Here is a 25,591-nt window from a genome sequence, read left to right on the forward strand (position 1 = left end):
CAGGCTGCGATCTTTTCAGGCAACCCACATTGAATGGGCTACCGCGCAGAATCAGGCCTGACGCTGGTGCTTGTCGATCTGTTCGTGACGCTCTTGCGCTTCGATGCAGTACTTGGTGGTCGGGCTGATCAGCAAGCGCTTCAGGCCAATGGCCTCGCCGCTGTCGTCGCACCAGCCGAAGCTGTCTTCTTTGATGCGTTCCAGAGCCTGTTCCAACTGAGGCAGCATCCGCTGGTCGCGATCGATCGCGTTCACCAGCCAGGTGCGCTCTTCTTCAACCGAAGCAGCGTCGGCCGGATCGGCCGGGGTGTCCAGGCTTTCGATGGCGATGCGGTTCTGTTCGATGCGCTCATGGGTTTCGACTTTCATGTTCTGCAACAGCTCGGAGAAAAAAGCATGTTGCTCGGCATTCATGTAGTCATCCGCCGGCATGGCCAGCAACTTGTCCTTTGTCATTGATATCTCTATAAAAAAACGTGCATTAAGGCGAATTAGGGAGCGTTCCGGCAGACCTGGGTCGGTCAGCGGAAAGGCGCCGTTTATTCCAAGCGCCACCCGGCACTCAATTTACGAGGGGCGGCAGTCTAAGGCCGACTTGAGGCCTCAGCAACTGAAAAGACAGCGAATTTGTCCGACAAGGCCCGGAAAATGCTCTATGGCAGCCGTTGTGGCGGTCATCGGAGTGCGTTTATAGCAAGAAATTCAATCGAGCGGCTGTATATAGAAGACAAACGGCTGAACCAGGCAGGTCAGCCGGCCAAACCTCAGCTAAGGTTGTCCGTCCCGAAATGGCCCTCTCAAGGAGACATTAATGAAGCTGATCGGCATGCTGGATTCACCCTATGTGCGACGCGTCGCCATTTCTGCCAAATACCTTGGCATCCCGCTGGAGCATCAATCGGTGTCGGTGTTTCGGCATTTCGAACAGTTCCAGCAGATCAACCCGGTGGTCAAGGCGCCGACACTGGTGCTGGATGACGGGGACGTGTTGATCGATTCGACGTTGATCATCGATTACCTCGAAGCGCTCGCCGGACCGGGTAAAAGCTTGATGCCTGGTGCGGTTGATCAGCGACTGCGCTCATTGCGCCTGATTGGCCTGGCATTGGCGGCGTGCGAAAAGTCTGTGCAGCTTTACTACGAGCGCAACCTGCGACCGGCGGCGATTCAATACGAACCGTGGGTGGAACGGGTCGAAGGCCAATTGGCGGCCGCGTATTCCGCGCTGGAGCTGGAGCTGGAAAAGCAGGCGTTGAAGACTGACGGTTCGATTACTCAGGATGGCATTACGTTGGCGGTGGCCTGGAGCTTTACCAACCTGGTGGTGCCGGAGCAGGTCGACGCTGGGCGGTTTCCATTGATCGCTGCGTTCACCGCGTATGCCGAGGGGCTTGAGCTATTTTTGAATACGCCGATGGATTGAGGGTTTCAAGATCAAAAGATCGCAGCCTGCGGCAGCTCCTACAAGGATTGAGGTCAACCGGTAAATTTACGGTTGCCGAATTCCATGTAGGAGCTGCCGCAGGCTGCGATCTTTTGACGTTATAAGATCAATGCATGAACAGGGCGATCAGGATGATGATCGGGATCGGTACGCCGAGAAAGAACAACAGTAGTGAGCGCATGAGAATTCTCCTGGGTTAACGAATAGGTGCTGTGGCGACATAGGCATCGGATTCGACATACACCACCGCATCCCGACGACGACCACCAAAGGTTGCAGCAAAGCTGGCGAAGAACGCGCCGATCAACAGTGCAACGAACATCCACAACGCCGTCATGGCCGCCACTTTTGCAGCGGTGTCAGCCGCTTGCTTGGCCGCTACCTTGGCGTCTTCTACGGCTTTATGGGCCTTGGCGAAGACTTCATCGACCCGACGCTCGGCGTCCGCCTGAGTCAGATTGGTGCGTTGGGCCACCAATTGCGCGAGGTAGGTCCGGTCTTCGGCAGCCAGTTGACCGTCGTTGCTCAAGCTGCGAACGAAGATACGGGTCACGGTGCCACGGGCGGCGTCATCGCTGACAGCAGCCGGGCGATCGTCACGGAACAGGCTGTCGACGAAATAGCCGTACTGATCACTGTTGGTGTTACCCGCTGCGGTACCCGCGGCTTGGGTCGCGGCGCTCGCAGCGCCTCCAACAACACCTGCCCCGGCTTGCACACCGCCACTGACAATGCTGCTGACCGAACCGACCACCAGCGTCGCAGTCACCAATGTCGCCACGCACCAGGCCAGAAAGCCATGGGCCGTGTCGCGGAAGTAGACTTCATCGCCATGCATGTTCGCCCACTTCACCCGCAGGCGGCCGGCGATGTAGCCACCGAGCCCGGAGGCAACGATCTGGGTGACGGCCAGCCACACGATGGTTGAAATGCCCAAGCCTTTGGCGCTGACACCTTCATGGGCCCATGGGGAAACTGCCGAAAAACCCAGCCCGAAACCGAGCAGTACCAGGATCAGCGACAGCGCCGCCGCCGCAGCGGCCCCGGCGAAAATCGCGCCCCAGGAAACGCCCGACAACGTGGTTGATTCTTCTGCGGCAGGATAGAAACCATCAGAGGATCTATTCATTGTTATGTCGCTCCAGGCAGGAAAGGTATTGTTACAACTCGTCATCTGAGGAATTGCAGCCAACGTGCCAGTCGCTAATTTTTAATAAATTAATATTTTTCAATGACTTATAAGTTTTGAACTTCTTATGGTCTTGCAAATTGCAAGGAACAGGACATTTCAGCGGGTTTTATGCATTGAAGATCAAAAGATCGCAGCCTGCGGCAGCTCCTACAATCGATCCCTGTAGGAGCTGCCGCAGGCTGCGATCTTTTGATCTTCAATCCGCTTAACGTGAAGTTTAATTTAAAAAGCCCGCCATCAATTGTTGGCAAAATGCCGCACACCGTTTGAACTCCCTATCAGGCCAGCCCTATGACCCGCATCTTGACCATCGAAGACGACGCCGTGACCGCCCGGGAAATTGTCGCCGAACTGAGCAGCCATGGCCTGGACGTGGATTGGGTCGACAATGGTCGCGAAGGCCTGGAGCGTGCAGTCAGCGGCAACTATGACCTGATCACCCTCGACCGGATGTTGCCCGAGCTGGATGGCCTGGCGATTGTCACCACGCTGCGGACCATGGGCGTGGCGACGCCGATCCTGATGATCAGCGCCCTCTCCGATGTCGACGAGCGCGTGCGCGGATTGCGCGCCGGGGGTGACGATTACCTGACCAAACCGTTTGCCACCGATGAAATGGCGGCCCGGGTCGAAGTGCTTTTGCGCCGTCAGAACACCGTGACCGCCCAGGCCACCACGCTTCGGGTGGCGGACCTTGAGCTGAACCTGATCAGCCACGAAGCCAGTCGCGATGGCCAACTGCTGACGCTGTTGCCCACCGAGTACAAACTGCTGGAATTCCTGATGCGTAACACCGGGCAGATTCTGTCGCGGATGATGATTTTCGAAGAGGTCTGGGGTTACCACTTCGATCCCGGCACCAACCTGATCGACGTGCACATCGGCCGGCTGCGCAAGAAGATCGATCCGCCAGGCAATCTCCCACTGATCCGGACCGTGCGAGGCTCGGGTTATGTCATTGCCGAACCCGTCTAAGGGCTGGCGCTCTTCCAGCAGTCGCTTGCTCGCGCTCTACAGCTCACTGTTCGTGATCTGGAGCGGGATTCTCATGGGCGTCATGTACTACGAGGTGTCCGCGTACCTGGACAACCTGGCCAAACATTCGCTGATGCAACGTCAGCATTTGTTTGCACGGTTCCAGGGCGAACAACTGGTGGATGCCCTCGCCGTCAGCATGACCTTCGACATTCGCGGTATCGACGCCTATGGCTTGTTCGATATCCAGCATCGCTACCTCAGTGGTGCCTTGCGCCAGATCCCCAAAGGCCTGCCGCTGGACGGCAAGATCCACATGCTCAGCGATTGCGCGGACTCCGACGACCCGACCCTGCCCGCCGACAGCTGCGACGCCGTAGCGACCCAGACACGGGACGGGCGCTGGCTGGTGCTGGTGCGAGACAACGGCTCGTTGTTTGCGGTGACGCGGATCATCCTCCACGCGTTGTTCTGGGGCGTGACCTTGACCATCTTGCCGGGCATTGTCGGTTGGCACGTGCTGCGCCGCCGTCCGCTGCGACGAATTCGGCGGATCCAGGCCAGCGCCGAAGCCATCGTCGCCGGCGACTTGACTAAACGCCTGCCACTGTCCAATCGCCGTGACGAACTGGACATGCTCGCCGCCATCGTCAATGCGATGCTCGAACGCATTGAGCGCTTGATGAACGAGGTCAAGGGCGTGTGCGACAACATCGCCCATGACTTGCGCACACCACTGACCCGCTTGCGCGCGCAGTTGTACCGGATCCAGCAGCAGGCGGACGACGGTTCGGCGCTGGCTGTGCAGCTGGATTCGGTGCTCGGTGAAGCAGACACCTTGATGGCGCGCTTTCGCGGACTGCTGCGAATTTCCGAACTGGAGGATCGCCAGCGGCGTTCCGGTTTTGTGCAGCTCGATCCAGTGCCGTTGTTGCAGGAACTGCACGATTTTTATCTGCCGCTGGCGGAAGAAGGCGAGCTGCTGTTCACGCTGCAACTGCCGGCCGCGTTACCGATGTTGAATGGCGACCGGGCGCTATTGTTCGAGGCGGTGGCGAACCTGTTGAGTAACTCGATCAAGTTCACGCCGCCGGGGGGCGAGGTGATTTTGCGTGGGGTCAATGAAGGGCGGCATACACGGATCGAAGTGCTCGATTCAGGTCCCGGTATTCCGGTGGCCGAGCGCGAAGCCGTGTTCCGGCGTTTCTATCGTGCCGATGGGGGCAACCAGAAAAGCGGGTTCGGGCTGGGGCTGTCGATCGTCGCGGCGATTGTCAGCTTGCATGGGTTTTCGCTTGAAGTGGACGAAAGCGAACTGGGCGGAGCGCGGTTGGTGCTGGACTGCCAGCAGAGTTTGATTCCGCAGACCTGAAGGCATACACAATCTCGTAGCAGCTGCCGAGCCTGCGAGGCTGCGTTCGGTTGCGCAGCAGTCGTAAATCCTGCAAACACGTTTTACCTGACACACCGCGGCGCATGGTTTGACGACTGCTGCGCAGCCGAACGCAGCCTCGCAGGCTCGGCAGCTGCTACTGATTTACTCGGGTTTGAAGATCAAAAGATCGCAGCCTGCGGCAGCTCCTACAGGAGTACCTCTGTAGGAGCTGCCGCAGGCTGCGATCTTTTAAAAAGTCACGCCGGGTAATTGGCCCGCAGCGCCTCAAGGCCACCTTGGTAGATCCCGGTAAACAGCGCCACCACTTCGTCGTCACTCACACCGACCGGTTCAAACCGACCCGACCAGGTCACCCGCGCGCCCTGCCCTTGCGCTTCAACCTTGATCGTCGCCAAATAGTCGGTGGCCGGAAACGGTGCCTGCAGGATCGAGTAGAGGTAGGTTTTCGCCGCGTTATCAAACGCCTCAAGGCGTTCCACAACGAACGCACCGTCCGCCGTTTGCAGGCTGCGCACCCGCCCGCCTTCGCTGAGTTCGCTCTTGGGAATGAACGGCAGCCAGTCAGGCAGCGAGTTGAAGCCACCGATCAATTGCCAGACCTGATCGGCCGACGCCGGGATGTCGATGGATGCTGATGCTGTTGCCATATGAAGTGCTCTCTTGATCAGTAAGGTTCAGATCGACATGCTGTCGACGACACCGCCATCGACCCGCAATGCCGCGCCTGTGGTCGCCGACGACAACGGCGAGGCGATGTAAGCCACCAGGTTGGCGACCTCCTCGACATTCGCGACGCGCTGGATGATCGACGTCGGCCGGGCCTTAAGCACGAACGCGTCGGCTTCTTCGCGAACACTGCGCCCCGATTGGGCGGTGGCGTCCTTGAGCATCTGCTCCAGGCCGTCGGTCAACGTCGGACCGGGCAGGATGGCATTGACCGTCACGCCGGTGCCCGCCAACCGTTTGGCCAAACCATGGGACACCGCGAGGTTGGCACTTTTGGTGACGCCGTAGTTGAGCATGTCGGCCGGAATGGCGATCCCGGATTCCGAGGACAGGAAGATCACCCGCCCCCAGCCTTGCTTGACCATGTCCTGCACGTAATGCCGCGACAGGCGCACGCCGGAAATCACGTTGACCTCGTAGAAACGCGTCCACTCGCTGTCTGGCGTGTCGAAGAAATCCACATCGTTGAAGATCCCGAGGTTATTCACCAGGATGTCCGCCCGTGGTTCGGCGGCGAACAACTGCTCGGCGCCTTCGGCAGTGCCCAGGTCAGCCGTCAAGCCACGCAATTGTGCGCCCGGCACACTCTGGCGAATGCTCGCCAGCGCCTGTTCCACCTTGGCCGTCTCGCGGCCGATCACCACCACCGTGGCACCGGACTCGGCCAGAGCCTTGCTGATGCCCAGGCCAATGCCGGCCGTACTTCCACTGACAATCGCCAGTTTCCCGCTCAAATCAATCTTCATAAGTCACCTCCGTTCATGTAGGAGCTGCCGAAGGCTGCGATCTTTTGATCCGGCAACGGCGCAAATTCAGAAACCAATTTAGCCTCACGCATGGCCTGCCAAAACGCCGCAGGAATCACCGCCGACAATGCCGCGACATCCTCAGCAATCCGCTCCGGACGGCTGGAACCAGGAATCACCGCCGCCACCGCCGGGTTCGCCAGAGAAAACTGCAACGCCGCCGCCTTAACGTCGACACCATGGGCAGCCGCAATACGTTTGATCTGCTCGACTTTATTAATGATCGCCGGGCTGGCCTTCTGGTATTCGAAGTGCGCACCACCGGCCAGGATGCCCGAGCTGTAAGGACCGCCGACCACGATCTCGACGTTTTGCGCCAGGGCTGCTTCCATCAAGCGTTGCAACGCGCGGTCGTGATCGAGAAGAGTGTAGCGACCCGCCAGCAGAAAACCGTCCGGTTGGGCTTCGCTCAGATCAAGGGTCAATTCGCACGGCTCGACTTTGTTCACGCCCAGGCCCCAGCCCTTGATCACGCCTTCTTCGCGCAAGCGGGTCAGTACTTTGAAGGCGCCGGTACGCGCCTGATTGAAGTACTCCAACCATTGATCACCGTAGAAATCCTGGGCGATGTCATGCACCCAGACGATGTCCAGGCGATCGGTTTGCAGACGATTGAGGCTGTCTTCGATCGAACGCATCGTCGCGTCGGCGCTGTAGTCATTGACGATCTTGTTCGGGCGGCCATGTTCAAACACGCCGCTCTTTTCGCCCAGGTCACGGGCGGCAGTATCTTCGACTTCGTCGAGGATCACCCGGCCGACCTTGCTGCTGAGCACGTAGTCGTCGCGGTTGTACTGGGCCAGCGCGGCGCCCAAGCGAATTTCGGAAAGGCCCGAGCCGTAAAACGGCGCGGTGTCGAAGTAGCGTACGCCGGCATCCCAGGCGGCATGAACGGTGGCCGTCGCCTCTTCTTCAGGAATGGCGCGGAACATGTTGCCCAGAGGTGCGGTGCCGAAACCCAGCGCGCCGGGCAGTTTGTCTTTCAAGCTCATGATTCAATCCTCGTCAGTTTCAGAGGTCAGTGAATGACCGTTGAGCCGATGCTAGATTGCGATGGTCGGACCGTCCAAGACATAATGTGCAGCACTTGAGTCCCATGAGGTCTGACATGATCGACATCCGCCAATTGCGCTACTTCGTCGCGGTCGCCGAAGAAGAACACGTCGGTCGCGCCGCCGAACGGCTGCACATTTCCCAGTCGCCCCTGAGTCGGCAGATCGCCCAACTTGAGGAGCGCCTCGGCCTGACGCTGTTCGAGCGCAGCCAGCAGCGCATTCGCCTGACCCGCGACGGCCAGACGTTTCTCGCTGAAACACGCGCCCTGTTGACCCACGCCAATCGCCTGGAATCCCTCGGCAAGCGCCTCGGCCGTGGCGAAGAAGGCGGCTTGTGCATCGGCTATATCGAAAACGCCATGCATGCCGGTGTCTTGCCCAATGCCTTGCGGGTAATGCGGGTCGACCGGCCGAACGTGCACGTTGCGCTGTACAACCTGAGCTCCGCCGAACAACTCGAAGGCCTGCGACAGCGTAGTCTCGATATCGCCCTGGTCAGTGAACCGCCTGTCGCCGATGATCCAGACCTGCTGGGCTTCCAGGTGCTGGACGACCCGATGTTGCTGGCATTGCCTGAGGATCATCCACTGGCTCACCAAACGACATTGACCCCGGCCGACCTTGCCGATCAGGAATGGATCGGCGTGCAACACCACCATAATGTCACCGGCCGCGAAAACTTCGTCAGCGCCTGCATCCGCGCCGGCTTCACCCCGGACATCCGCATGGAAGCCACCGGCCCCTTCACTGCATTGGCTCTGGTGGCCTCGGGACTGGGCATCGCCATGATTCAGAAAGGTTTGAGCCGCAACGCTCCGCCGGGCGTGGTGCTGCGGGAAGTGCCGTGGATTTCCTTCACCAGACCGTTGTGGGCGGCGTGGCACCGGATTAATCTGCGGCCGTTGGTGGAGACATTCAGGAAGGTGCTGACGGAGCCTGGATCTGCGCCCATAGAGCGTTAAGATCAAAAGATCGCAGCCTGCGGCAGCTCCTACATGTGGAACGCGATCCCCTGTAGGAGCTGCCGAAGGCTGCGATCTTTTGATCTTTCCCACGCATGAAATTTGCTCAAACACACCTGCAGTTTTGTGCTTTGACCCGTTTCCCTTCTGCCGATTACAACAGCCATTCGCAGGTCAATTTTTTAGGGAAACTGCACATGCCGAACAGCAAAACCGGATTGCCCGCCAGCATCGCGCTGACACTGGCCATGTGTTGCGGCTTTTCGGTCGCCACCATTTACTACAACCAGACCATGCTGCCGTTGATTGGCGCCACATTCAGCATCTCCGGCGCTCACGTCGGTCAGATCGCCATGCTGACACAGCTCGGCTACGCCCTCGGCCTCTTGCTGTTTGTGCCACTGGGTGACCGGATCACCCGTCGCTCGCTGATCCTCGGCATGCTGAGCCTGAACTTCCTGAGCCTGATCGCTTCCGCCGTCGCGCCGAGCTACACGTTGCTGCTATTGGCCAGCGTGGTGCTGGGCCTGTCAGCGGTCAGTGCGCAAATCATCATTCCCGCCGCCACCGCCCTCGCCCACCCGGACCAACGTGGCAGCGTGCTGGGCATGATGGTCAGCGGCTTGTCAGCGGGTGGCCTGTTGGCGCGGGCCTTGAGTGGTGCCGTCAGCACCTGGATCGGCTGGCGCGGGATGTTCTTCGCCGCAGCCGCCATGAACGTGTTGTTGTTCGTGGCGATCCTGATGCGCATGCCGGCGACCGCGCCGTCCAGCACCTTGCCCTATCTGGACCTGATGAAATCGACGTGGAAACTGGTCCGCGACCACCCGACCCTGCGCCGTTCCTCATTGAGCGGCGGCCTGATCTTCGGTGCATTAAATGTGTTCTGGGGTTCGATGGCCTCGCTGCTGGCGCTGGAGCCGTATCACTACTCCAGCGCTCAGGCCGGGGTATTCGGGCTCTCGGCAATTGTCGGTATCGTCGCCGCCTCCTGGCTGGGTCGACTCACTCAGCACTACGGCATCAAGCTCAGCTACCTGGGAACCGGCGCCGTACTGCTGGCGTTCATTGCCTTGTTTCTCGGCGGTGCTGCCGGTCTGTGGTGGTTGATCTTGATATGCGCCACCGCGCTGGACATCGGCAACCGCGCCAATCAACTGGCCAATCAGTCACGCATCCTGGCACTGGCCCCGGAGGCGGTGAGCCGACTTAACACGGTGTTTATGGTGACGTATTTCACTGGCGGAGCGCTGGGTTCGGCGCTTGGCTCCAGCGCCGCCGGGTATTACGGCTGGCAGGGACTGGCTGCGGTGGGTGCAGCGTTTGCGTTGTGCGGACTGATCTCGATCTTCTATTCCAGTCGTGCCGAAAACGTTCGGGTGTAAGAGTCAACATCAAAAGATCGCAGCCTTCGGCAGCTCCTACATTATTGGGATATGTACCCCTGTAGGAGCTGCCGAAGGCTGCGATCTTGTGATCTTGAATATTTGCGCTTTTTTTAAAAGATAGGCCGTTTAGCATTGTTTAGAGTGCCGACTCCTCTATTACTGATATTTTTTACCGAGCATTAATCGTGCCCATAAAAAACCGCCCGGCCTTCTTGAGTTTCACTCTGCAGAAAACACAAGATCTTGATGCCTTGCCTTCCAAGCAGTCGACACAGAAAAACCTGGCCACGCATTTCGACAGCTTAAGGCTACAGATACGTAACGAGCCGACACTCACTTTCAGGGAGGCTCCGCATGCCCCAAACTACGAAGCCATGCGCCAAGTCGGATTCTTCGCACAACACAACGACTTCATGCTGAACACCAACAGTGAAGACGTTTTTATGCATGTCCGTCGCGAGAGGGGTCAATGTGCAGGAGCGTTTGACGGCGACAAACTCCACATCAGCGTCAAACTAGAGGATGTGCCACAAGCGTTTGACGCGCTGTCCGGCCTGCTCTTTTCTGAAGACAGTCCGATTGACCAATGGAAAATCACTGATATCGAACGAGCAGAACCTGCGAGCCGCGTCAGCGAAGGCGCCCAGCTAACTCTTTACGTGAAACCGGATGCGACGAATTCGCAATACACAGCGCAAGGACTGAACCGCATTCGGTGTTTCGTGGAACGTTTGGAGTCGACGTTAACCGAACACCACATCCAGCCCGGGCACCATCCTGATTCCGACATCCGGCCTTCATCCTGGCAATTCACCAGCTATCGAAACGAACTGCGCAGTCAGCGTGAAGGCAGTGAAATGCAAAGCCAAATGCTGTGCAGCGAACCGTTTTACCAGCTAATAACGAATTAGGACGATCATCCACTGCGCCTCTGTAGGAGCGAGCTTGCTCGCGATGGACTCGGCAACGGCGCGTTTAATCAGAAAACGTTCGGCCATGGTTACCGCCGACGCCGCGCCGAAGCCGGTCATGATCACCATCGAAACCGTCTGGATCAGCGTCACTTCCATCCAGTTTGCCCGCGAACGGCAGCAGCACCAGCGACACTCCCACGGAAATCACCCCGGCCAGCAAGGTGTTCCGGATCGACATGCCAGTGATCAAATGCACCTGATTGGGGTAGCTGACCATCCACACGTAGTTCAGCAAGTTACCCGCCATGGCAATGCCAATTACCCACCGGAGAACGGGCAACATTCGCGGGCGGTGTTGCGGGAGTTTGCGTTTTCCGAGGAGGTGATCAAGGCACTGCTATCGTCTGACGCGATGCGTTGCCCGGAAATGGCGCTGACCTGAGGTAGACACACTTCCCATTGTAGGAGCGAGCCTGCTCGCGAAGAGGGAGTGACAGTCGACATTGGTGTTGCCTGACACTCCGCTTTCGCCGGCAAGCCGGTCTCGCTCCCACATTTAATTGTCGTCGTACATGAGTTTTGTAAGCGTAACCGCCTCTGTAGGAGCTGCCGAAGGCTGCGATCTTTTGGCGGCCTCAAGCCCTCTGACAATCAAAACCTAGCAGTTCTGATAGTTCCCACCCGCTGCGAAACCACCAATACTGAGCGTCACCCTGTCGCAGTTTCGGAGCGCTCGCCCATGCCATCGCCGCGCGAAACCCTGCTCTGCCACTATCGCTACGATCCCCTCGACCGTCTGGTCGGCCGTACCCCAGCGGATGCGCCACAGCTTCAGCGCTTCTACTGCAAAAGCCGAATAGCCACCGAGATACAGGACGCGATGCAGCATTCCATTGTCCATTACGGCGACCTGCTGTTGGCGCAACAGCAGCGCCAGGGCGATGCGCTCGACACTCGTTTGCTGGCCACCGATCAGCAGCGTTCGGTGTTGCATACGCTCGAGGCGAACCATCCACCACAACCCTTCGCCTATTCGCCCTATGGTCATCGCCATCCTGAAAACGGGTTGTTGAGTTTGCTGGGGTTTAATGGTGAACGTTCCGATCCGCTGACTGGGCATTATTTGTTGGGAAATGGGTATCGAGCGTTTAATCCGGTGTTGATGCGATTTAACAGCCCGGATAGAGCAAGTCCATTTGGGAGAGGAGGAGTAAATTCGTACATGTATTGCTCAGGAGACCCAATAAATTTATATGACCCAACTGGAGAATTTTCTATATTTAGATTTTTTTCCAATATGCATCGACAAATCAACACAACATACAATCGTCTATTCAAAAACTACAAGAGCGGACCAGAAAAAACATTCGCAACATCAATTCATACAAGCAACCTATAAAGTTACAAATCATTGTTGATTGCACGATTTTCAAAAAAACGAAGGTGACGCTGAGCAGACTAAACACACTCCATGCCTGAGGTTCGCTGCTTTACTGAAAAGACCCACCCTCAACGAGCCCACCACCATGAACCGCAACGACCTGCGCCGCGTGGACATGAACCTGTTGGTGATTTTCGAAACCCTGATGTTCGAAAAGAACCTGACCCGCGCCGGGGAGAAGCTGTTTCTCGGCCAGCCCGCCGTCAGTGCTGCGCTGGCCAGGTTGCGCGACCTGTTCGACGACCCGTTGCTGGTGCGCAACGGCCGTACGCTGGAGCCCACCCAGCGCGCACTGCAGATTCTCAAGGAATTGCAGCCGGCGATGGACACCATTTCCGGCGCGGTGAGTCGGGCCAAGGATTTCGACCCGTCGACCAGCCGCGATGTGTTTCGCATCGGCCTTTCTGACGATGCCGAGTTTGGCCTGTTTCCACCCCTGCTCAAGCAGATCCGCGAAGAGGCGCAGAACGTCGTGGTGGTGGTGCGCAGGGTCAATTACTTGTTGATGTCGGCGATGCTCGCTTCCGGGGAGATTTCCGTCGGGATCAGCTACACCACTGAACTGCCGGCGAACGCCAAGCGCAAGAAGCTGCGCGACCTGAGTGTGAAGATCCTGCGGGGCGATGAGCGTCCCGGCACCCTGACCCTCGACGAATATTGTGAACGTCCGCATGCGCTGGTGTCGTTCTCCGGGGATCTGACGGGCGCCATCGATAACGATCTGGCGCGCATCGGCCGTTCGCGGCGCGTGGTGCTGGCGGTGCCGCAGTTCGCCGGTTTGCGCGCCCTGCTGGCCGGCACCGACATGCTGGCCACGGTGCCGGATTACGCGGCGTGCGCCTTGATCGAAGGCAGCAGCCAGTTACGCGCCGACGACCCGCCGTTTGACATCGTGCTGTCCGAACTGTCCATGGTCTGGAACGGCGTCAACGATAACGATCCGGCAGAACGTTGGTTGCGCTCGCGAATTGCGGAGCACATGTCGGCGCCACTGCCGGGGCATTGAGCGAGTTGAAATGCGGATCGGTCTCGCGCAGGAAGATCGGCATGTCGGTCATCGGCGGCATGGCCGGAATGTCGAAATACATCTGGATCACCCAACCACGGTGATAGCTGGCATGGTTGACCACGTGCATCAGCATTGCACCGGCGCTCATGGTGCCGCTTTCCCCCGAGACAAACGTGAACTCGACCGGTTGATTCAGTGAGTCGTCCGTCTGCCGCGTGCTCCAATTGCAGTACCAGTGGTCAATCTCCTTTTGGGCCAGGCGCAAATCGGCGAGTTCGGCATGCAACAAGTCGTGTGAGGTTTTGAAGCCGTGCCCTCGGCCTTCGAGGTGCGCTTGCCAAATGCAGTCCACCACGTAGATGTGATTCAGGGTGCCGATCATGTTCTTGAACACCGACACCCGCTCTTTGCGGACCTCGCCCGGCGGCAGTGCTGCCAGGCTCTCGAAGAGGCGCTGATCAGCCCATTGTTTGTAATCGGCCAGCATGCGGGCAGTGCGTACGTTGATCATTGGAGATCTCCCATTGCGATGGGCACACTGCCAAGCATAGCCCTCAAGGAGAGTTGCATCGAAGGGGCTGATTACCGGTATCGACAGGGGCGCATCGATCAAACACATGGACTGCACTTTTGAGCAGCAGGGAACTCCTGACGATCGCCGTGCATCCTAAATGATGAGGACCTTCCTTTTTGCTTCACGCTCTTCAGAGGACACCAACATGCGCCGTCTGATTATCATTTCCTCCCTGATGCTGTGTTTACCCTTCGGCTCGGCTATGGCCAAGGTGGATGCGGGCGATGTTGCCACGTCTGCCGGGGTTTCCGCTTCGCTGTACTCGACCTTCAAGGATCACAAACTGGTCATTCCTGCCCGGGACGACGCCTCCAGCTTTGTTGCCAGTGGTGGTGCGATTCGCGGGGCTTATCTGGAGTCAGTCTTGAAACAGATTCGTCAGGACAACCCTGGCCTCAACGCCAGCGACGAAGACCTGGCCAGAGCGATCCTCATCCATGAGGGTGATGCAGCCGGCCAATGAGGGCTGAATGATTAGTGGTGGGGCTGGCGAATCCTGGATAGCCTGTGCGGCCCTGCCTGGCTTCAGCGCTCGTCCATGAGCGCGTCTTTGCCCCTGCCCCTCGACCCCCACTTTACCGATAACGCGGCGCTGCCATGGAGTGGCCGAACAAGCCGGAAAGCGTCTGACGCTGGGCTTCATAGCCATCCCAGCGGTCGCCTTCGTGCAGGCTCGGAATGGTCACCACCTCCCCTTTTGCCAGTCCCGCCAGCGCGGCATCCACCATGTCTTCCGCGGACATCACGATCTCTTGCGGCAGGTTCTCCACCGGGTTGCCCGCTTCGCTCCAGAAGTCGGTGGCCGTCGCGCCCGGCAACACCGCTTGAATACGAATGCCTTTGGCAGCCAATTCGTGGTGCATGGATTGGCTCAGTCCCAGGACGAACGCCTTGGTCCCGCCGTACACACCATTGAGAATTTCCGGCGCGATCGCGACGATCGAGGAAATGTTGATCACGGTGCCGGTGCCGCGAGCGACGAAGCCAGGCACCACCGCATAAGACAGGCGCATCAACGCGGTGACATTGAGGTCGATCATGTCTTCCATCTCGTCCACCGCACTGGCCACCAGCGGCATGACGCCGCCAACCCCGGCATTGTTGACCAGTAAGGTAATGCTCGCGTCGTGGCGCAGAAGCGCTTCGACTCGCAGCAGATCAGCTTTGTCTTTCAAATCGGCGGCGACCACCTCCACCGCGCGCCCGGTTTCGTTGCTCAAGCGGTTGGCCAGGGTGTTGAGTTTTTCCCGGCTGCGGGCGACCAGAATCAGGTCGTAGCCTTGCCGGGCGAGGCGGTCGGCGTACACCGCGCCGATGCCCGAAGAAGCGCCTGTAATCAGAGCAGTGCCTTTGGATGAAAGCGTCATGTCATTTTCCTTCACAATAAGGCGATAGGTTCGCCGGATGGGGACCGTTATAAATCGACTCACGCTCGTCGCAAATGACGTTTAAAGTACGTTTTTCGGACATGACCTTTTGAGGGCACATCGATGACTTCCGTGGCGTTCGTGGTGTTTGACGGTTTCCAGTCCATGGCGCTGGCGGCCATGCCGGTGTTCGAGTACGCCAACTTCAGCGCCGGTGAAGCGCTCTATGAAGTCAGCGTGCTGTCAGAGGACGGCCGCACATTGCGCGCTTCCGGCGGCTTGAGCATCGGCACCGAGGCGTTCGATGAGCGCGTGTTTGACACCTTGATCGTGGTCGGTGGCGATTCCATCATCGACCAGGCACCTGAAGGAGTCCTGGCGTACTTGCGTGACAACCTGAAAATCACCCGGCGTACCGCATCGATCTGTTCCGGGGCGTTCGTCCTGGCGCAGGCCGGTTTGCTTGACGGGCGGCGGGCGACCACGCATTGGGCCTACGCTCGGGAACTGCAGGCGCGGTTTCCGTCGATCAAGGTCGAGGAAGACCGGATCTACGTGGTTGATGGCTCGATCTGGACGTCCGCGGGAATGACGGCCGGTATCGACCTGGCGTTGGCCATGGTCGAAAAGGATCACGGCATCGAACTGGCCCGTTCCGTGGCGCAGAAACTGGTGATGTACCAACGCCGCGCGGGCGGTCAGTCGCAGCATTCGGCGCTGCTGGAACTGGAACCGAAATCCGACCGTATCCAGAACGTCCTCGGTTATGCCCGGGAACACCTTGCACAGCCACTCTCGGTGGAGCAACTGGCAGATGTCGCGCGCCTCAGCCCTCGACAATTCAGCCGGGCCTTTCGCGCAGAAACCGGACAGTCGCCGGCCAAAGCCATCGAGAACCTGCGGCTGGAGGCGGCCCGGCAACTGCTCGAGCGCGGGCGCCTGACCCTCGATCAGATCGCCACCGAAAGTGGCTTCAGTGACCCGCGCCGCATGCGCGAAGCCTTCCTTCGCGCGTTCGGGCAACCACCGCAAGTCATCCGCCGTAACGCTAGAACCTTGTAGGAGCTGCCGCAGGCTGCGATCTTTTGATCTTGATCTTGCTTGACGATGTTTAAAATGGCCGAAGATCAAGATCAAAAGATCGCAGCCTTCGGCAGCTCCTACAAGGTTTGTGGTGTGGAGGTGCAGATGAAAATCTCAGCGAAACTGGCGTTCTTTGCCGTCGTCAGTACCCTTGCCTACCTTGGGCTCGCGATGTGGGGAATGGGCGGCTGGGCGGCGTTCTTCTCCCATTCGGCGCTGGTGGTCGTTGCGCTGGCAACCCTGGCGATGGCGATCGCTTCGTTGTTCACCGAAGTCAACCTCAGCTCAGGCGAACAAGAGGACCGGGCCAATCGCTGGGTGCTCCCGGCCTTTGGGGTGATCGGTTTATTGAGCGGGTACCTGCCGGCCTACACCGACCGTATCGACTTCTGGACCTTTGGTGGCGAAGGCGTGCGTTGGCTGGGGGCGGTATTGTTCATCATCGGAGGCGCGTTGCGGCTGTGGCCGGTGTTTGTGCTGGGCAAGCGCTTCAGCGGGTTGGTCGCGATTCAACCGGGACACCGACTGGTGACTGACGGGATTTACCGCAACCTGCGCAACCCCAGTTATCTGGGGATGATGGTGATTGCCGTGGGCTGGGCGCTGGCGTTTCGTTCGGGGGTTGGGGTGGTGTTGGCGGTGTTGACGCTGATTCCGCTGATTGCACGTATTCACGCCGAAGAAGCGCTGTTGAGGGCGACGTTTGGCAGTGAATATGAGGCTTATTGCAGGCGCAGTTGGCGGTTGATGCCTGGCCTGTACTGAAGCGCCACAATCCCAATGTAGGAGCTGCCGAAGGCTGCGATCTTTTGATCTTGATCTTCAGCTGTTTCAGCACCGCTAAAGATCAAAAGATCGCAGCCTTCGGCAGCTCCTACAGGGGATTGTGTTGTTTAGGACGAAAGCAGGCGGATTTGGCCGTCGGGATCTACTTGTGTGGTCACCGCGTTATAGCTGGCCAGCGTCGCATGCGACGTCTCGATCGGATGCTCATGGGTCGAGGTGATGATCAACAGATCGGCCCCCGCCGCTTGTGCGGCAAGAATCCCCACCGCCGCATCTTCAAAAACCAGGCATTGGGTCACGTCAACGCCGAGTCGTTCAGCAGCCAGTCGGTAGCCAGCCGGATCAGGTTTGCCGGCACTGACGTCTTCGGCCGTCACCATCACCTCGGGTTCCGGGATCCCCGCCGCCGCCATCCTGCGCAACGCCAGCGCTCTCGGCGCGGACGTCACGATGGCCCACCGACGGGCTGGCAACGACGTGAGGAAACCCGCAGCGCCAGCGACTTCGACAATCCCTTGCACATCCTCGATTTCCGCCTCGGTAATCCACGCAGCCTCTGCCTCTGCGTCCACCCCGGGCAACGCCTGGCGATTAACCGTGTCGATAGCCCGCGCGCCATGAATGGTCGGCAGGAAAGACTCGACATCCACCCCGTGCCGCAAGGCCCAGGTGGTCCAGATGCGCTCGGCGGCAGCGATGGAATTGAGGACGGTGCCATCCATGTCGAACAGAAAGGCGCGATAAGGTGTGTTGAAAACGGATTTTTGAGCAGGCAAAAGACAGCTTCCATTCGCAAGGGTGTTAGCGAATGTACACGATCCCTGTAGGAGCTGCCGCTGGCTGCGATCTTTTGATCTTGCTTTTAAAAACGAAGATCAAAAGATGGCAGCCTGCGGCAGCTCCTACAAGGACCGGTGAGATTTCAGGGCGCTTTCGACACAATCGAGCAATTGCCCCAGCGCCCAGGGTTTCTTGATGAACGAAACGGAGTGCCGGACACCCGAGCTTTCCGGCGTTTCGAAGCCGGACATGATCATGATCGGTTTGTCCGGCCAGCGGTCGCCGAACAGGTTGGCCAGGTCCGCGCCATTGAGGCTGCCGGGCATGGTGATGTCTGTCAGCAATAGCCCCACTTCATTGGCGTGTTGTTCCAGATACAGCGATGCCGCATCCGCGCTCTTTTGCGGTTGAACGACAAAACCTTCTTCCTGAAGAATTTCGCAGAGAAACTCCAGGATCAGCGGGTCATCTTCAACCACAAGGATCAACCCGCCAGGAACGCCCACTGTCGATACTGGACTCATGACCGCGTTACTCCCTGATTACATCAATGATTTTGCGGCCTCAAATCCGCTACCTATCAGGTATGAGCAGCGGACTTGGCGGAAATTCATTTTGATACAACCGGAAAACGAAATCAGGCGTCCTGCAGAATCAGGTCAGCCCCCTTCTCCGCCACCATCAGCACCGCCGCATGGGTGTTGCCGGAGGTCACGTTCGGGAAAACCGACGCATCGACGATACGCAAACCGGCCAGACCGTGAACCTTGAGGCGCTTGTCCACCACCGTTTTTTGTTCGTCCGCGCCCATGGCACAGGAGCCACACAGGTGGTAGATCGAACCGCTGTTCTCGCGAAAATATTGCAGCATCTGTTCGTCGGTTTCGACGACCGGCCCAGGCAAAACCTCTTCCACTGTGATGCCCTTGAGTGCGGGTGCCTGCATGATTTTTCGCATCAAGCGGCTGCCCTGGATCACCTCGTCGATGTCCTTCTGCGTACTCAAGTAATTCGGGTCGATCAGTGCTGCGTCCCGCGGATTTTTCGAGGCGATCTCGATGTGCCCGCGACTGGTCGGCCTACACGGATTGAAACACAGCAGGAAGCCGGAATACGGTTCTGGCTTGAGACTGGCTTTGTTGTTTTTCGGGATCTGGTACGACAGCGGGTTGAAGTACAGTTGTAGGTTCGGGTTGGCTTGTTGCTCGTTGCCACGAAAGAAACCACCGGCCTGGTTGACGCTCATCGCCAGTGCGCCCTTGCGGGTGAACAGGTATTTCAGCCCCAGTTTGAACTGACCAAACAGCGAGCTCAGTTGATCGTTGAGCGTCGGGATATTGGCCTTGTAGTAATAACTGGCGCACAGGTGGTCTTGCAGGTTCTGCCCTACTGCCGGCAGGTGTTTGACCAGCGGAATATTGTGTTTGGCCAGCAACGCCTGATCTGCTACACCGGACAATTGCAGAATCTTCGGCGTGTCCACGGCGCCCGCGCACAGAATGACTTCCTTGTTGGCGGTGAAGGTCCGCACCACGCCGTGCTGGGTGATGGAAATCCCGGTCGCCCGGCCGCTATCGAACAACACCCGATCCACCAAAGCGTAATGCTCGACGGTCAAATTCGGCCGGCGCAATGCCGGGTGCAAATGCGCAAAGCTGCTGGAGCAACGCTGGCCATTACGGGTGTTGACGTCATAGATGCCCGACCCTTCGAATTTCGGACCGTTGAAGTCGTCGCTGTGGGGGTACCCCAACTCGTCGCAGCCCTTGAGGAACACATCGCAGATCGGATGGGTCTGGCCCTTCATCGGGGTAATGCTGATCGGACCGCTGCCACCGTGGTATGCGCTGTCGCCCAGCGGATGATTTTCCAGTTTGCGGAAGTACGGCAGCACGTCCTTGAAACCCCAGCCGTCGTTACCGTTGGCGGCCCAATCGTCGAAGTCATGGGCTTGGCCACGAACATAGACCATCGCATTGATCGAGCCCGACCCGCCCTGCACCTTGCCGCGCGGGGCATAGATTTCACGGTTGTTCAGCTGCTTTTGCGGCTCGCTGTAGTACATCCAGTTGAACGTCGGGTTGTAATACATTTTGGCGAAGCCGACCGGGATCTTGAACCAGAGGGAACTGTCCTTGCCGCCCGCTTCCAGCAGCAAAACCGAATGTTTCCCGCAAGCCGAGAGTCGATTGGCCAGGACGCAGCCTGCGGCGCCAGCGCCAGCGATGATGTAGTCGTAAGTCATGCACGGTTACCGCGTAAGTCGTTATCCAAAAAAACCACCCGATGGGGTGAGGCACAACCCTGTGGGAGCGGGCTTGCTCGCGAAAGCGGTGTGTCAGGCACTATAGATATTGAATGTGCCGGCCTCTTCGCGAGCAAGCCCGCTCCCACAGGTATCAGCCCCTGGCTGGCGATGTGTCTTTGACGTCAGCCGGTGTCGGCGCCATTTGCAGGTGCAGTCGCTCGCCGGTGTACGGCGAATGCTTGCGCACCACGTCCATGTTCAGCTCCACGCCCAGCCCCGGCTCGGTGGACGGAATGATGTAGCCGTCCTCCCATTGCAGCGGCTTCGTCAGGACTTCGGCGTGGAAACCGCCCCAGGTCATGATGCTTTCCTGAATCAGGAAGTTGGGCGTGCAGGTCGCCAGCTGGAAACTTGCCGCCGCGCCAATCGGCCCGTTGTAAAGATGCGGCGCGATCTGCGCGTAGTAGGCCTCGGCCATGCTGGCGATTTTTTTTGCCTCCAGCAGACCACCGCAACGCGCGACGTTCATTTGCAGAATCGAGGCACCACCGGCTTGCAGCAGCTTGAAGAACTCGTACTTGGTGGTCAGCCGTTCGCCGGTAGCAATCGGGATGCTGGTTTTTGCCGCGACTTGCGCCATAGCGTCTTCCTGGCCCGGTGGCACTGGTTCTTCGAACCACAGTGGGTCGTATTTCTCCAGACGCTTGGCCAGCCGGATCGCCGAGGACGGCACCATTTGCCCGTGCGTGCCGAACAACAGGTCGCATTTGTCGCCCACCGCTTCACGGATCTTGCGGCAGAAGGTTTCGCAGCGTTCCAGCACTTCCAGGGATATCTGGTGACCGGAGTACGCGGTGTACGGCCCGGCCGGATCGAACTTCACGGCGGTGAAGCCTTTGTTCATGTTCTCGATGGCGCACTCGGCGGCCAGGTCCGGGTCGTCGTAGTCGTATTCACCTTTACTGTTGACCGGGTACAAATAGGTGTAGGAGCGCAGGCGTTCATTGACTTTGCCGCCGAGCAATTCATACACCGGCTTGTTAGCCGCTTTGCCGATGATGTCCCAGCACGCCATCTCCAGGCCGCTGACCACGCCCATCATGGTCAGGTCCGGACGCTGGGTGAAACCGCTTGAATAGGCCTGGCGGAAGAAGCGTTCGATGTGGTGCGGATCGTGGTTGAGCAGGTAGCGTTCGAACACGTCTTCGATGATCGGCATCATGGCTTTCGGGCCGAAAGTCGCGGCATAGATCTCACCCACGCCTTCGATGCCACAATCAGTCTTGAGCTTGACGAACAGCCAGTACATGCCGCCGATATGCGGTGGCGGTACGGCAACGATATGGGTTTCAAGGGCGACGATTTTCATCTCAGGCACCTGTCTGGTTCAAGGTTTTGCGATTGATTCGAGCGCGCAAGGTCAGGGCCGCGAGGGTCCCGAGCAGGCCGACGAACGCGATGTAGCCGAAATACAGCTTGTAACCAAAGGCACCGGGGAAATGCTCGGTGAGGTAGCCGTTGATCAAGGGAATGAAGGCGTCCGGCAGGTAGCCGACCACCGAAACAATGCCGATCGCCAGGCCGGTGATTCGCAGCGGAATGTTGCAGGTGTCCAGGATTGCCCAGTACAAGCCGCGAATGGCGTAGGTCATCAGGCCGATGAAGATCACCGTGCCGATCAGCAGGCCCATGCTGTTGAGCGCCGGGAACACGATCAGACCGACCATCGCCAGTGTTGCCAGGAACAGTGCAACCACCAGCACCGAAATATTCGAAAACTTGTCACCCAGCCAGCCACCGCCAATACCGCCGATGGGGCGCATCCACAATTTGATGGTGGTGATGGTGCCGGCCATGACCGCTGTCATGCCGCCGCCCTGCAGGTAATCGGAGAAGCTGTAGGTGGCCCAGAAGATGTGATAACCGCAGAACACGATGGCCGTCACCAACCACAGCTCCGGAATTTTCACCAGCGTCGCCAGATCGCTGAGCAGGTTGAACTTGCCCTTCTCCACCGGCGCCGTGTCTTCCATGGACTTCGGGTCCTTGATCAACACCAGCACACAGCCGATGGCGATACAGGTGAAGGCGTACAGGTAAACGACGTGTTTGAAACCTTCGGCCGCCGACTCGCCACGGGTTTCGGTGGCGAAAGCGAACAGGCCCAGGGCCACGGTTGCCAGCAACGCTTCGACCAAGCCGCGACCGCCATCGAGGATGCCGAAGAACCGACCTTGTTCAGTGTGATGGGCAATCATCTTCACGCGCTTGAGCACCGAGGCCCAGAACGTCAGGCCGGTGGTCAAACCCCAGCAACCGAAGATGATCATCAACCCGGTCATTGACGGTGCAGTGGAATACCAGAGGCCCAAAGCGCCGGTGGCGACCAGCGAAAAGAAGATCAGAAAACGCGGGGCGATGCGGTCGGCCAGCCAACCGCTCGGCAAGTAGCTCAGGAGGAAAACCGTGCCGAGCATCGAGTACAGGTAACCCAGCTCGCTGTGGTTGATCTGGAACACTTCGAGCATGGTGGTCTGGTAGACCTGACGCAGGTACAGGATCGGATAGATCGCGCCGGCGGCCAGCACCAATAGCATCAGTTGGACATAGCGACTTCCCTTGTCACTGTGGATTTTTGAACCCGCGTTCGAACCCTGAACAGCGGCAGCAGTGGATGCATGCTTGGACATCTAGGAGACCTCGGGCAGCCCGGTGGTCCGGGCGTCCCTGATAATTGTTTTTATGGGTGCAGCGTGAGGCGTTTTACGGCTGGATCAATACTTCATGACCACGAGGCGGGTCTGGGTGAATTCGAGCATGCCGTGCTTGCCGTCATCACCGCCCAGGCCCGAGCGTTTCCAGCCAGCGTGGAAGCCCTGGTACGGGTCCGCCGGAGTGCGATTGACGTACAACTCGCCGGCTTCGATGGCGTTGGCGACTTTCATCGTGGTGCGGTAATTCTCGGTGTACAGCACCGAAGACAGGCCGAACTGATGGTCGTTGGCCATGGCCAGCGCTTCGTCGATGTCGCGATACTTGAGCACCGGCAGCACCGGGCCGAATATTTCTTCCTGGATGATTTCCATGTCCTGACGGCAGCCGCTGAGCAAGGTCGGCGGGTAGAAATGACCTTTGCCTTGCGGGATAAAACCACCTGTTTCCAGTACAGCACCGTCGGCGATGGCGCGCTCGACCATGGCGTGGATGTTCTGCTGCGAACTGGCGTTGACCAGCGGGCCCATCAGGCTGGCATCGGTAGCACGGTCGCCGAATTTCACTGCGCTGATTTTCGATTTCAGCAACACGAGGAATTGGTCGTAGACGCTTTCCTGCACATAGACCCGCTCGACGGCCGTGCACAACTGGCCGCAGTGGGTAGTCTTGGACGCGATGATGTCGCTGGCAGCTTTTTCCAGATCGGCGTCGGCTTCGATGATCGCCGGGGTCTTACCGCCCAGCTCCAGGGACGGCTTAGCGATGTTGGTCTTGCAGTAATCGAGCACGATGCGCCCGGCGTTGACACTACCCGTCAGGGTGATCAAACCGACAGCCTTGTGCGTGCAGACAGCGGCAGCCGTGGCGTGATCCATGGTCAGGATATTGATCACGCCGGCAGGCAAACCGGATTTCTTTACAGCCTTGGCGATCTCGAACGCGGACGTCGGGGTATTGTTGCTGGGGCGAACGACCACGGTGTTGCCGGCAATCAGCGCCGGGGCGATTTTGCGCAGCAAGGTGTAGACCGGGTAGTTGAACGGAATCAGGCAGGCGACAACGCCAATCGGCTCGCGATGCAGGAACAGGTTTTCGTTGGGGGTGTCGCTGGGAATGATCTCGCCTTCGATCCGGCGTGCCCATTCGGCGTGATAACGGGTGATCTGCGCAGCGTAACGGGCTTCGTTGCTGGCATCGCTGACGCTCTTGCCGGATTCGGCGGCCAGGGCTGCACCGATGTTCTCGGCACAGGCTTCCAGGGCGTCGGCGAAAGAACGCAGGTGTTCGGCGCGTTCGATGCTAGTCAGCTTGCCCCAGATTTTTTGTGCGGCGGCGGCGTTTTCGACCGCTGCGGTGGCTTCATCAGCGGTGGCCGCCGAGACATGGCCCACCAGTGCTTCGGTCGCCGGGTTATAGACCGCAATCAGCACGTCGCTGGCAGGTTCAATGAAGTGGCCGTTAACAAAATTTCGCTCGAGTCGCATGTGCATCGCCCATCGTTGTTTTTATCCAGTTCATCCAGTCTTGGCATCTGACTCGAGTTGAACAAACGATTTATTGAGCGATGCAACATTCGAAAAACGCACATTACCCCGAAAAAAAACCGCCCCCCCACCTGTAGGAGCTGTCGCAGGCTGCGATCTTTTGATTTTGTTTTTTAAAAACAAGATCTAAAGATCGCAGCCTGCGACAGCTCCTACAGGGGGTGTGGTGGTCAGTTTGCGGCGGTGGAAGGCTGCAGCTGTCGTTGCGCCAACCAGATCTCCTCCTGCAACCACTGACTGAACACCTGCAATTGCGGCATATGCGTCTGTTCCGGCCGGGTCACCAGCCAGTAGGACTGGTGACCTTCGACATGCACGTTGAGCACCTGGGTCAACTGCCCACTGGCCAGCTCCGGGGCGACCATGTGCCAGTCGGCGATGGTGATGCCCAAGCCATCGATGGCCGCGCGGATCGCCAGGTCCAGCAGGTCGAATTCGTACCCTCCCTGAGTATCGACGCCGGTGATGCGTGCCGCGTCCAGCCAATGCTTCCAGGTCAGGTAGCGTTGGTCTTCCCGGGCCAGCACATGCAGCAAAGTCAGGCGATTGAGGTCGATCCCCTGCTCGCTCCACTCCCGCGCATACAAAGTCGGTGCGCACACGGCGATATGCCGTTCCTGGATCAGTAACGAGCTGCCCAGACCATCCCATTCGCCATCGCCGAAACGGATCGCGCAATCCAGCGTGCTGGTTTCCGCCAGGCTGTCCTGCAAGCGCGTGGTGATGCTCAACTCCAGCTCCGGATGCTTCTCCCGCAGCCGTCCCAGACGTGGCATCAGCCAGCGGTTGGTGAACGTCGGCGGCGCGTTGATGTGCAGGCGATTGGAATGGGTTTTCTGCTGAATGCTGCGTACCGTGAGCTCGATCTTGTCGAAGGATTGATGCAGCGCCCGCAGCAGAATACGCCCGGCGCTGGTCAGTTCGAGGTGATGATGGCGGCGCTCCAGCAGTGTCTCGTCGAGCTGTTCCTCCAGCTGACGAACCTGGCGACTGACCGCGCTTTGGGTCACGTTCAACAGCTCTGCTGCGCGGGTGAAGCTGCCCGTGCTGCCAGCCACTTCAAAAGCCTTGAGCGCGTTGAGGCCGGGCATTTTGCGTTTCATGGACGACTCTTAATTGGGGTTACAAGGCGCAAAGCATCCCACGCCCGCCTTGCATTGTCCTACAGGATTTTCCAAGTAACATG

At 58.7% G+C, this 25,591-nt stretch carries 27 protein-coding genes; 12 read left to right on the plus strand and 15 right to left on the minus strand.

The window, feature by feature from the left end; translation table 11 throughout:
* Window positions 1-51 precede the first annotated feature (51 nt).
* A complete protein-coding gene (locus ACA052_RS17295) occupies window positions 52-456 on the minus strand; it encodes a TraR/DksA family transcriptional regulator (protein WP_007907888.1) in 405 nt (134 codons plus the stop codon).
* 355 nt (window positions 457-811) lie between these two features.
* Here ACA052_RS17295 and ACA052_RS17300 point away from each other — a divergent pair, with 355 nt between their 5' ends.
* The gene (locus tag ACA052_RS17300; RefSeq protein WP_497645957.1) at window positions 812-1,423 is read left to right on the plus strand and encodes a glutathione S-transferase; all 612 of its coding nucleotides are present in this window, start codon (window positions 812-814) and stop codon (window positions 1,421-1,423) included.
* A 217-nt stretch (window positions 1,424-1,640) separates the two neighbouring features.
* Here ACA052_RS17300 and ACA052_RS17305 read toward each other — a convergent pair whose 3' ends face one another.
* Window positions 1,641-2,573, minus strand: coding sequence for a hypothetical protein (locus ACA052_RS17305; protein WP_497645958.1), 933 nt, complete (start codon window positions 2,571-2,573; stop codon window positions 1,641-1,643).
* A 354-nt stretch (window positions 2,574-2,927) separates the two neighbouring features.
* Between ACA052_RS17305 and ACA052_RS17310 the strand changes: the two genes are divergently transcribed.
* Together ACA052_RS17310 and ACA052_RS17315 are read left to right on the plus strand one after the other, a co-directional pair.
* A complete protein-coding gene (locus ACA052_RS17310) occupies window positions 2,928-3,611 on the plus strand; it encodes a response regulator transcription factor (RefSeq protein WP_059404796.1) in 684 nt (227 codons plus the stop codon).
* Window positions 3,589-4,983, plus strand: a complete 1,395-nt coding sequence (locus ACA052_RS17315; protein ID WP_497645959.1) for a sensor histidine kinase — start codon at window positions 3,589-3,591, stop codon at window positions 4,981-4,983. The genes ACA052_RS17310 and ACA052_RS17315 overlap by 23 nt, the downstream gene beginning before the upstream one ends.
* Window positions 4,984-5,243: 260 nt before the next feature.
* Here the strand turns inward: ACA052_RS17315 and ACA052_RS17320 are convergent, their stop codons facing one another.
* The 3 genes from ACA052_RS17320 to ACA052_RS17330 are packed head-to-tail and all read right to left on the minus strand — an operon-like array spanning window position 5,244 to window position 7,531.
* Window positions 5,244-5,654, minus strand: coding sequence for an SRPBCC family protein (locus ACA052_RS17320; RefSeq protein WP_497645960.1), 411 nt, complete (start codon window positions 5,652-5,654; stop codon window positions 5,244-5,246).
* Between the two features lie 27 nt (window positions 5,655-5,681).
* Window positions 5,682-6,479 (minus strand): SDR family NAD(P)-dependent oxidoreductase, encoded by a 798-nt coding sequence (locus tag ACA052_RS17325; protein ID WP_497645961.1) that lies wholly within the window; start codon window positions 6,477-6,479, stop codon window positions 5,682-5,684.
* Window positions 6,476-7,531: an aldo/keto reductase gene (locus tag ACA052_RS17330; RefSeq protein WP_497645962.1), complete on the minus strand. Its 1,056-nt coding sequence runs from the start codon at window positions 7,529-7,531 to the stop codon at window positions 6,476-6,478. Before ACA052_RS17330 ends, ACA052_RS17325 begins: the two co-directional genes overlap by 4 nt.
* Before the next feature lie 116 nt (window positions 7,532-7,647).
* Here ACA052_RS17330 and ACA052_RS17335 point away from each other — a divergent pair, with 116 nt between their 5' ends.
* The 3 genes from ACA052_RS17335 to ospF all read left to right on the plus strand — a co-directional run bounded on the left by ACA052_RS17335 (window position 7,648) and on the right by ospF (window position 10,855).
* Complete coding sequence (locus ACA052_RS17335) at window positions 7,648-8,556, plus strand: LysR substrate-binding domain-containing protein (protein ID WP_497645963.1); 909 nt, start codon at window positions 7,648-7,650, stop codon at window positions 8,554-8,556.
* Between the two features lie 197 nt (window positions 8,557-8,753).
* Window positions 8,754-9,941, plus strand: coding sequence for an MFS transporter (locus tag ACA052_RS17340; protein WP_497645964.1), 1,188 nt, complete (start codon window positions 8,754-8,756; stop codon window positions 9,939-9,941).
* A gap of 188 nt (window positions 9,942-10,129) precedes the next feature.
* The gene (gene ospF / locus ACA052_RS17345) at window positions 10,130-10,855 is read left to right on the plus strand and encodes a type III secretion system effector phosphothreonine lyase (RefSeq protein WP_497645965.1); all 726 of its coding nucleotides are present in this window, start codon (window positions 10,130-10,132) and stop codon (window positions 10,853-10,855) included.
* Here the strand turns inward: ospF and ACA052_RS17350 are convergent.
* Window positions 10,841-10,984 (minus strand): hypothetical protein, encoded by a 144-nt coding sequence (locus tag ACA052_RS17350; protein ID WP_497645966.1) that lies wholly within the window; start codon window positions 10,982-10,984, stop codon window positions 10,841-10,843. The genes ospF and ACA052_RS17350 overlap by 15 nt on opposite strands.
* Between ACA052_RS17350 and ACA052_RS17355 the strand changes: the two genes are divergently transcribed.
* From ACA052_RS17355 to ACA052_RS17365, 3 genes are all read left to right on the plus strand, one after another.
* Window positions 10,974-11,300 carry a hypothetical protein gene (locus ACA052_RS17355; protein WP_497645967.1) on the plus strand — a complete coding sequence of 109 codons (327 nt, stop codon included), beginning with the start codon at window positions 10,974-10,976 and terminating at the stop codon, window positions 11,298-11,300. The genes ACA052_RS17350 and ACA052_RS17355 overlap by 11 nt on opposite strands.
* A 297-nt stretch (window positions 11,301-11,597) precedes the next feature.
* Window positions 11,598-12,257, plus strand: a complete 660-nt coding sequence (locus ACA052_RS17360; protein WP_497645968.1) for an RHS repeat-associated core domain-containing protein — start codon at window positions 11,598-11,600, stop codon at window positions 12,255-12,257.
* A gap of 127 nt (window positions 12,258-12,384) precedes the next feature.
* Entirely contained in the window at window positions 12,385-13,305 is a 921-nt protein-coding gene (locus ACA052_RS17365; protein WP_497645969.1) for a LysR substrate-binding domain-containing protein, read from the plus strand.
* Here the strand turns inward: ACA052_RS17365 and ACA052_RS17370 are convergent.
* Window positions 13,226-13,819 carry a DinB family protein gene (locus ACA052_RS17370; RefSeq protein WP_497645970.1) on the minus strand — a complete coding sequence of 198 codons (594 nt, stop codon included), beginning with the start codon at window positions 13,817-13,819 and terminating at the stop codon, window positions 13,226-13,228. The two genes, ACA052_RS17365 and ACA052_RS17370, sit on opposite strands and share 80 nt — an antisense overlap.
* A gap of 208 nt (window positions 13,820-14,027) precedes the next feature.
* On the opposite strand from ACA052_RS17370, the gene ACA052_RS17375 reads away from it, so the two are divergent.
* On the plus strand, window positions 14,028-14,345 hold the full coding sequence (locus ACA052_RS17375; RefSeq protein ID WP_497645971.1) for a DUF2388 domain-containing protein: 318 nt from the start codon (window positions 14,028-14,030) through the stop codon (window positions 14,343-14,345).
* A gap of 112 nt (window positions 14,346-14,457) precedes the next feature.
* Here the strand turns inward: ACA052_RS17375 and ACA052_RS17380 are convergent, their stop codons facing one another.
* Window positions 14,458-15,249, minus strand: coding sequence for an SDR family NAD(P)-dependent oxidoreductase (locus ACA052_RS17380; protein ID WP_497645972.1), 792 nt, complete (start codon window positions 15,247-15,249; stop codon window positions 14,458-14,460).
* Window positions 15,250-15,372: 123 nt separating this feature from the next.
* Here ACA052_RS17380 and ACA052_RS17385 point away from each other — a divergent pair, with 123 nt between their 5' ends.
* Together ACA052_RS17385 and ACA052_RS17390 are read left to right on the plus strand one after the other, a co-directional pair.
* A complete protein-coding gene (locus tag ACA052_RS17385) occupies window positions 15,373-16,311 on the plus strand; it encodes a GlxA family transcriptional regulator (RefSeq protein ID WP_497645973.1) in 939 nt (312 codons plus the stop codon).
* A gap of 126 nt (window positions 16,312-16,437) precedes the next feature.
* The gene (locus tag ACA052_RS17390) at window positions 16,438-17,097 is read left to right on the plus strand and encodes a methyltransferase family protein (protein WP_497645974.1); all 660 of its coding nucleotides are present in this window, start codon (window positions 16,438-16,440) and stop codon (window positions 17,095-17,097) included.
* A gap of 128 nt (window positions 17,098-17,225) precedes the next feature.
* Here ACA052_RS17390 and ACA052_RS17395 read toward each other — a convergent pair whose 3' ends face one another.
* The 7 genes from ACA052_RS17395 to ACA052_RS17425 all read right to left on the minus strand — a co-directional run bounded on the left by ACA052_RS17395 (window position 17,226) and on the right by ACA052_RS17425 (window position 25,508).
* Entirely contained in the window at window positions 17,226-17,894 is a 669-nt protein-coding gene (locus tag ACA052_RS17395) for an HAD-IA family hydrolase (RefSeq protein ID WP_497645975.1), read from the minus strand.
* 126 nt (window positions 17,895-18,020) lie between these two features.
* Window positions 18,021-18,422: a response regulator gene (locus ACA052_RS17400; protein WP_497645976.1), complete on the minus strand. Its 402-nt coding sequence runs from the start codon at window positions 18,420-18,422 to the stop codon at window positions 18,021-18,023.
* Between the two features lie 113 nt (window positions 18,423-18,535).
* Window positions 18,536-20,143 carry a GMC family oxidoreductase gene (locus tag ACA052_RS17405; protein ID WP_497645977.1) on the minus strand — a complete coding sequence of 536 codons (1,608 nt, stop codon included), beginning with the start codon at window positions 20,141-20,143 and terminating at the stop codon, window positions 18,536-18,538.
* A 154-nt stretch (window positions 20,144-20,297) separates the two neighbouring features.
* A complete protein-coding gene (locus tag ACA052_RS17410) occupies window positions 20,298-21,515 on the minus strand; it encodes a mandelate racemase/muconate lactonizing enzyme family protein (RefSeq protein ID WP_497645978.1) in 1,218 nt (405 codons plus the stop codon).
* Between the two features lies 1 nt (window position 21,516).
* The gene (locus ACA052_RS17415) at window positions 21,517-22,836 is read right to left on the minus strand and encodes an MFS transporter (RefSeq protein ID WP_497645979.1); all 1,320 of its coding nucleotides are present in this window, start codon (window positions 22,834-22,836) and stop codon (window positions 21,517-21,519) included.
* 84 nt (window positions 22,837-22,920) lie between these two features.
* Window positions 22,921-24,345 carry an aldehyde dehydrogenase gene (gene aldA / locus ACA052_RS17420; RefSeq protein ID WP_497650348.1) on the minus strand — a complete coding sequence of 475 codons (1,425 nt, stop codon included), beginning with the start codon at window positions 24,343-24,345 and terminating at the stop codon, window positions 22,921-22,923.
* A gap of 230 nt (window positions 24,346-24,575) precedes the next feature.
* Window positions 24,576-25,508: a LysR substrate-binding domain-containing protein gene (locus ACA052_RS17425; RefSeq protein ID WP_497645980.1), complete on the minus strand. Its 933-nt coding sequence runs from the start codon at window positions 25,506-25,508 to the stop codon at window positions 24,576-24,578.
* Between the last annotated feature and the right edge of the window lie 83 nt (window positions 25,509-25,591).

The organism is Pseudomonas sp. LBUM1644, from assembly GCF_059716195.1.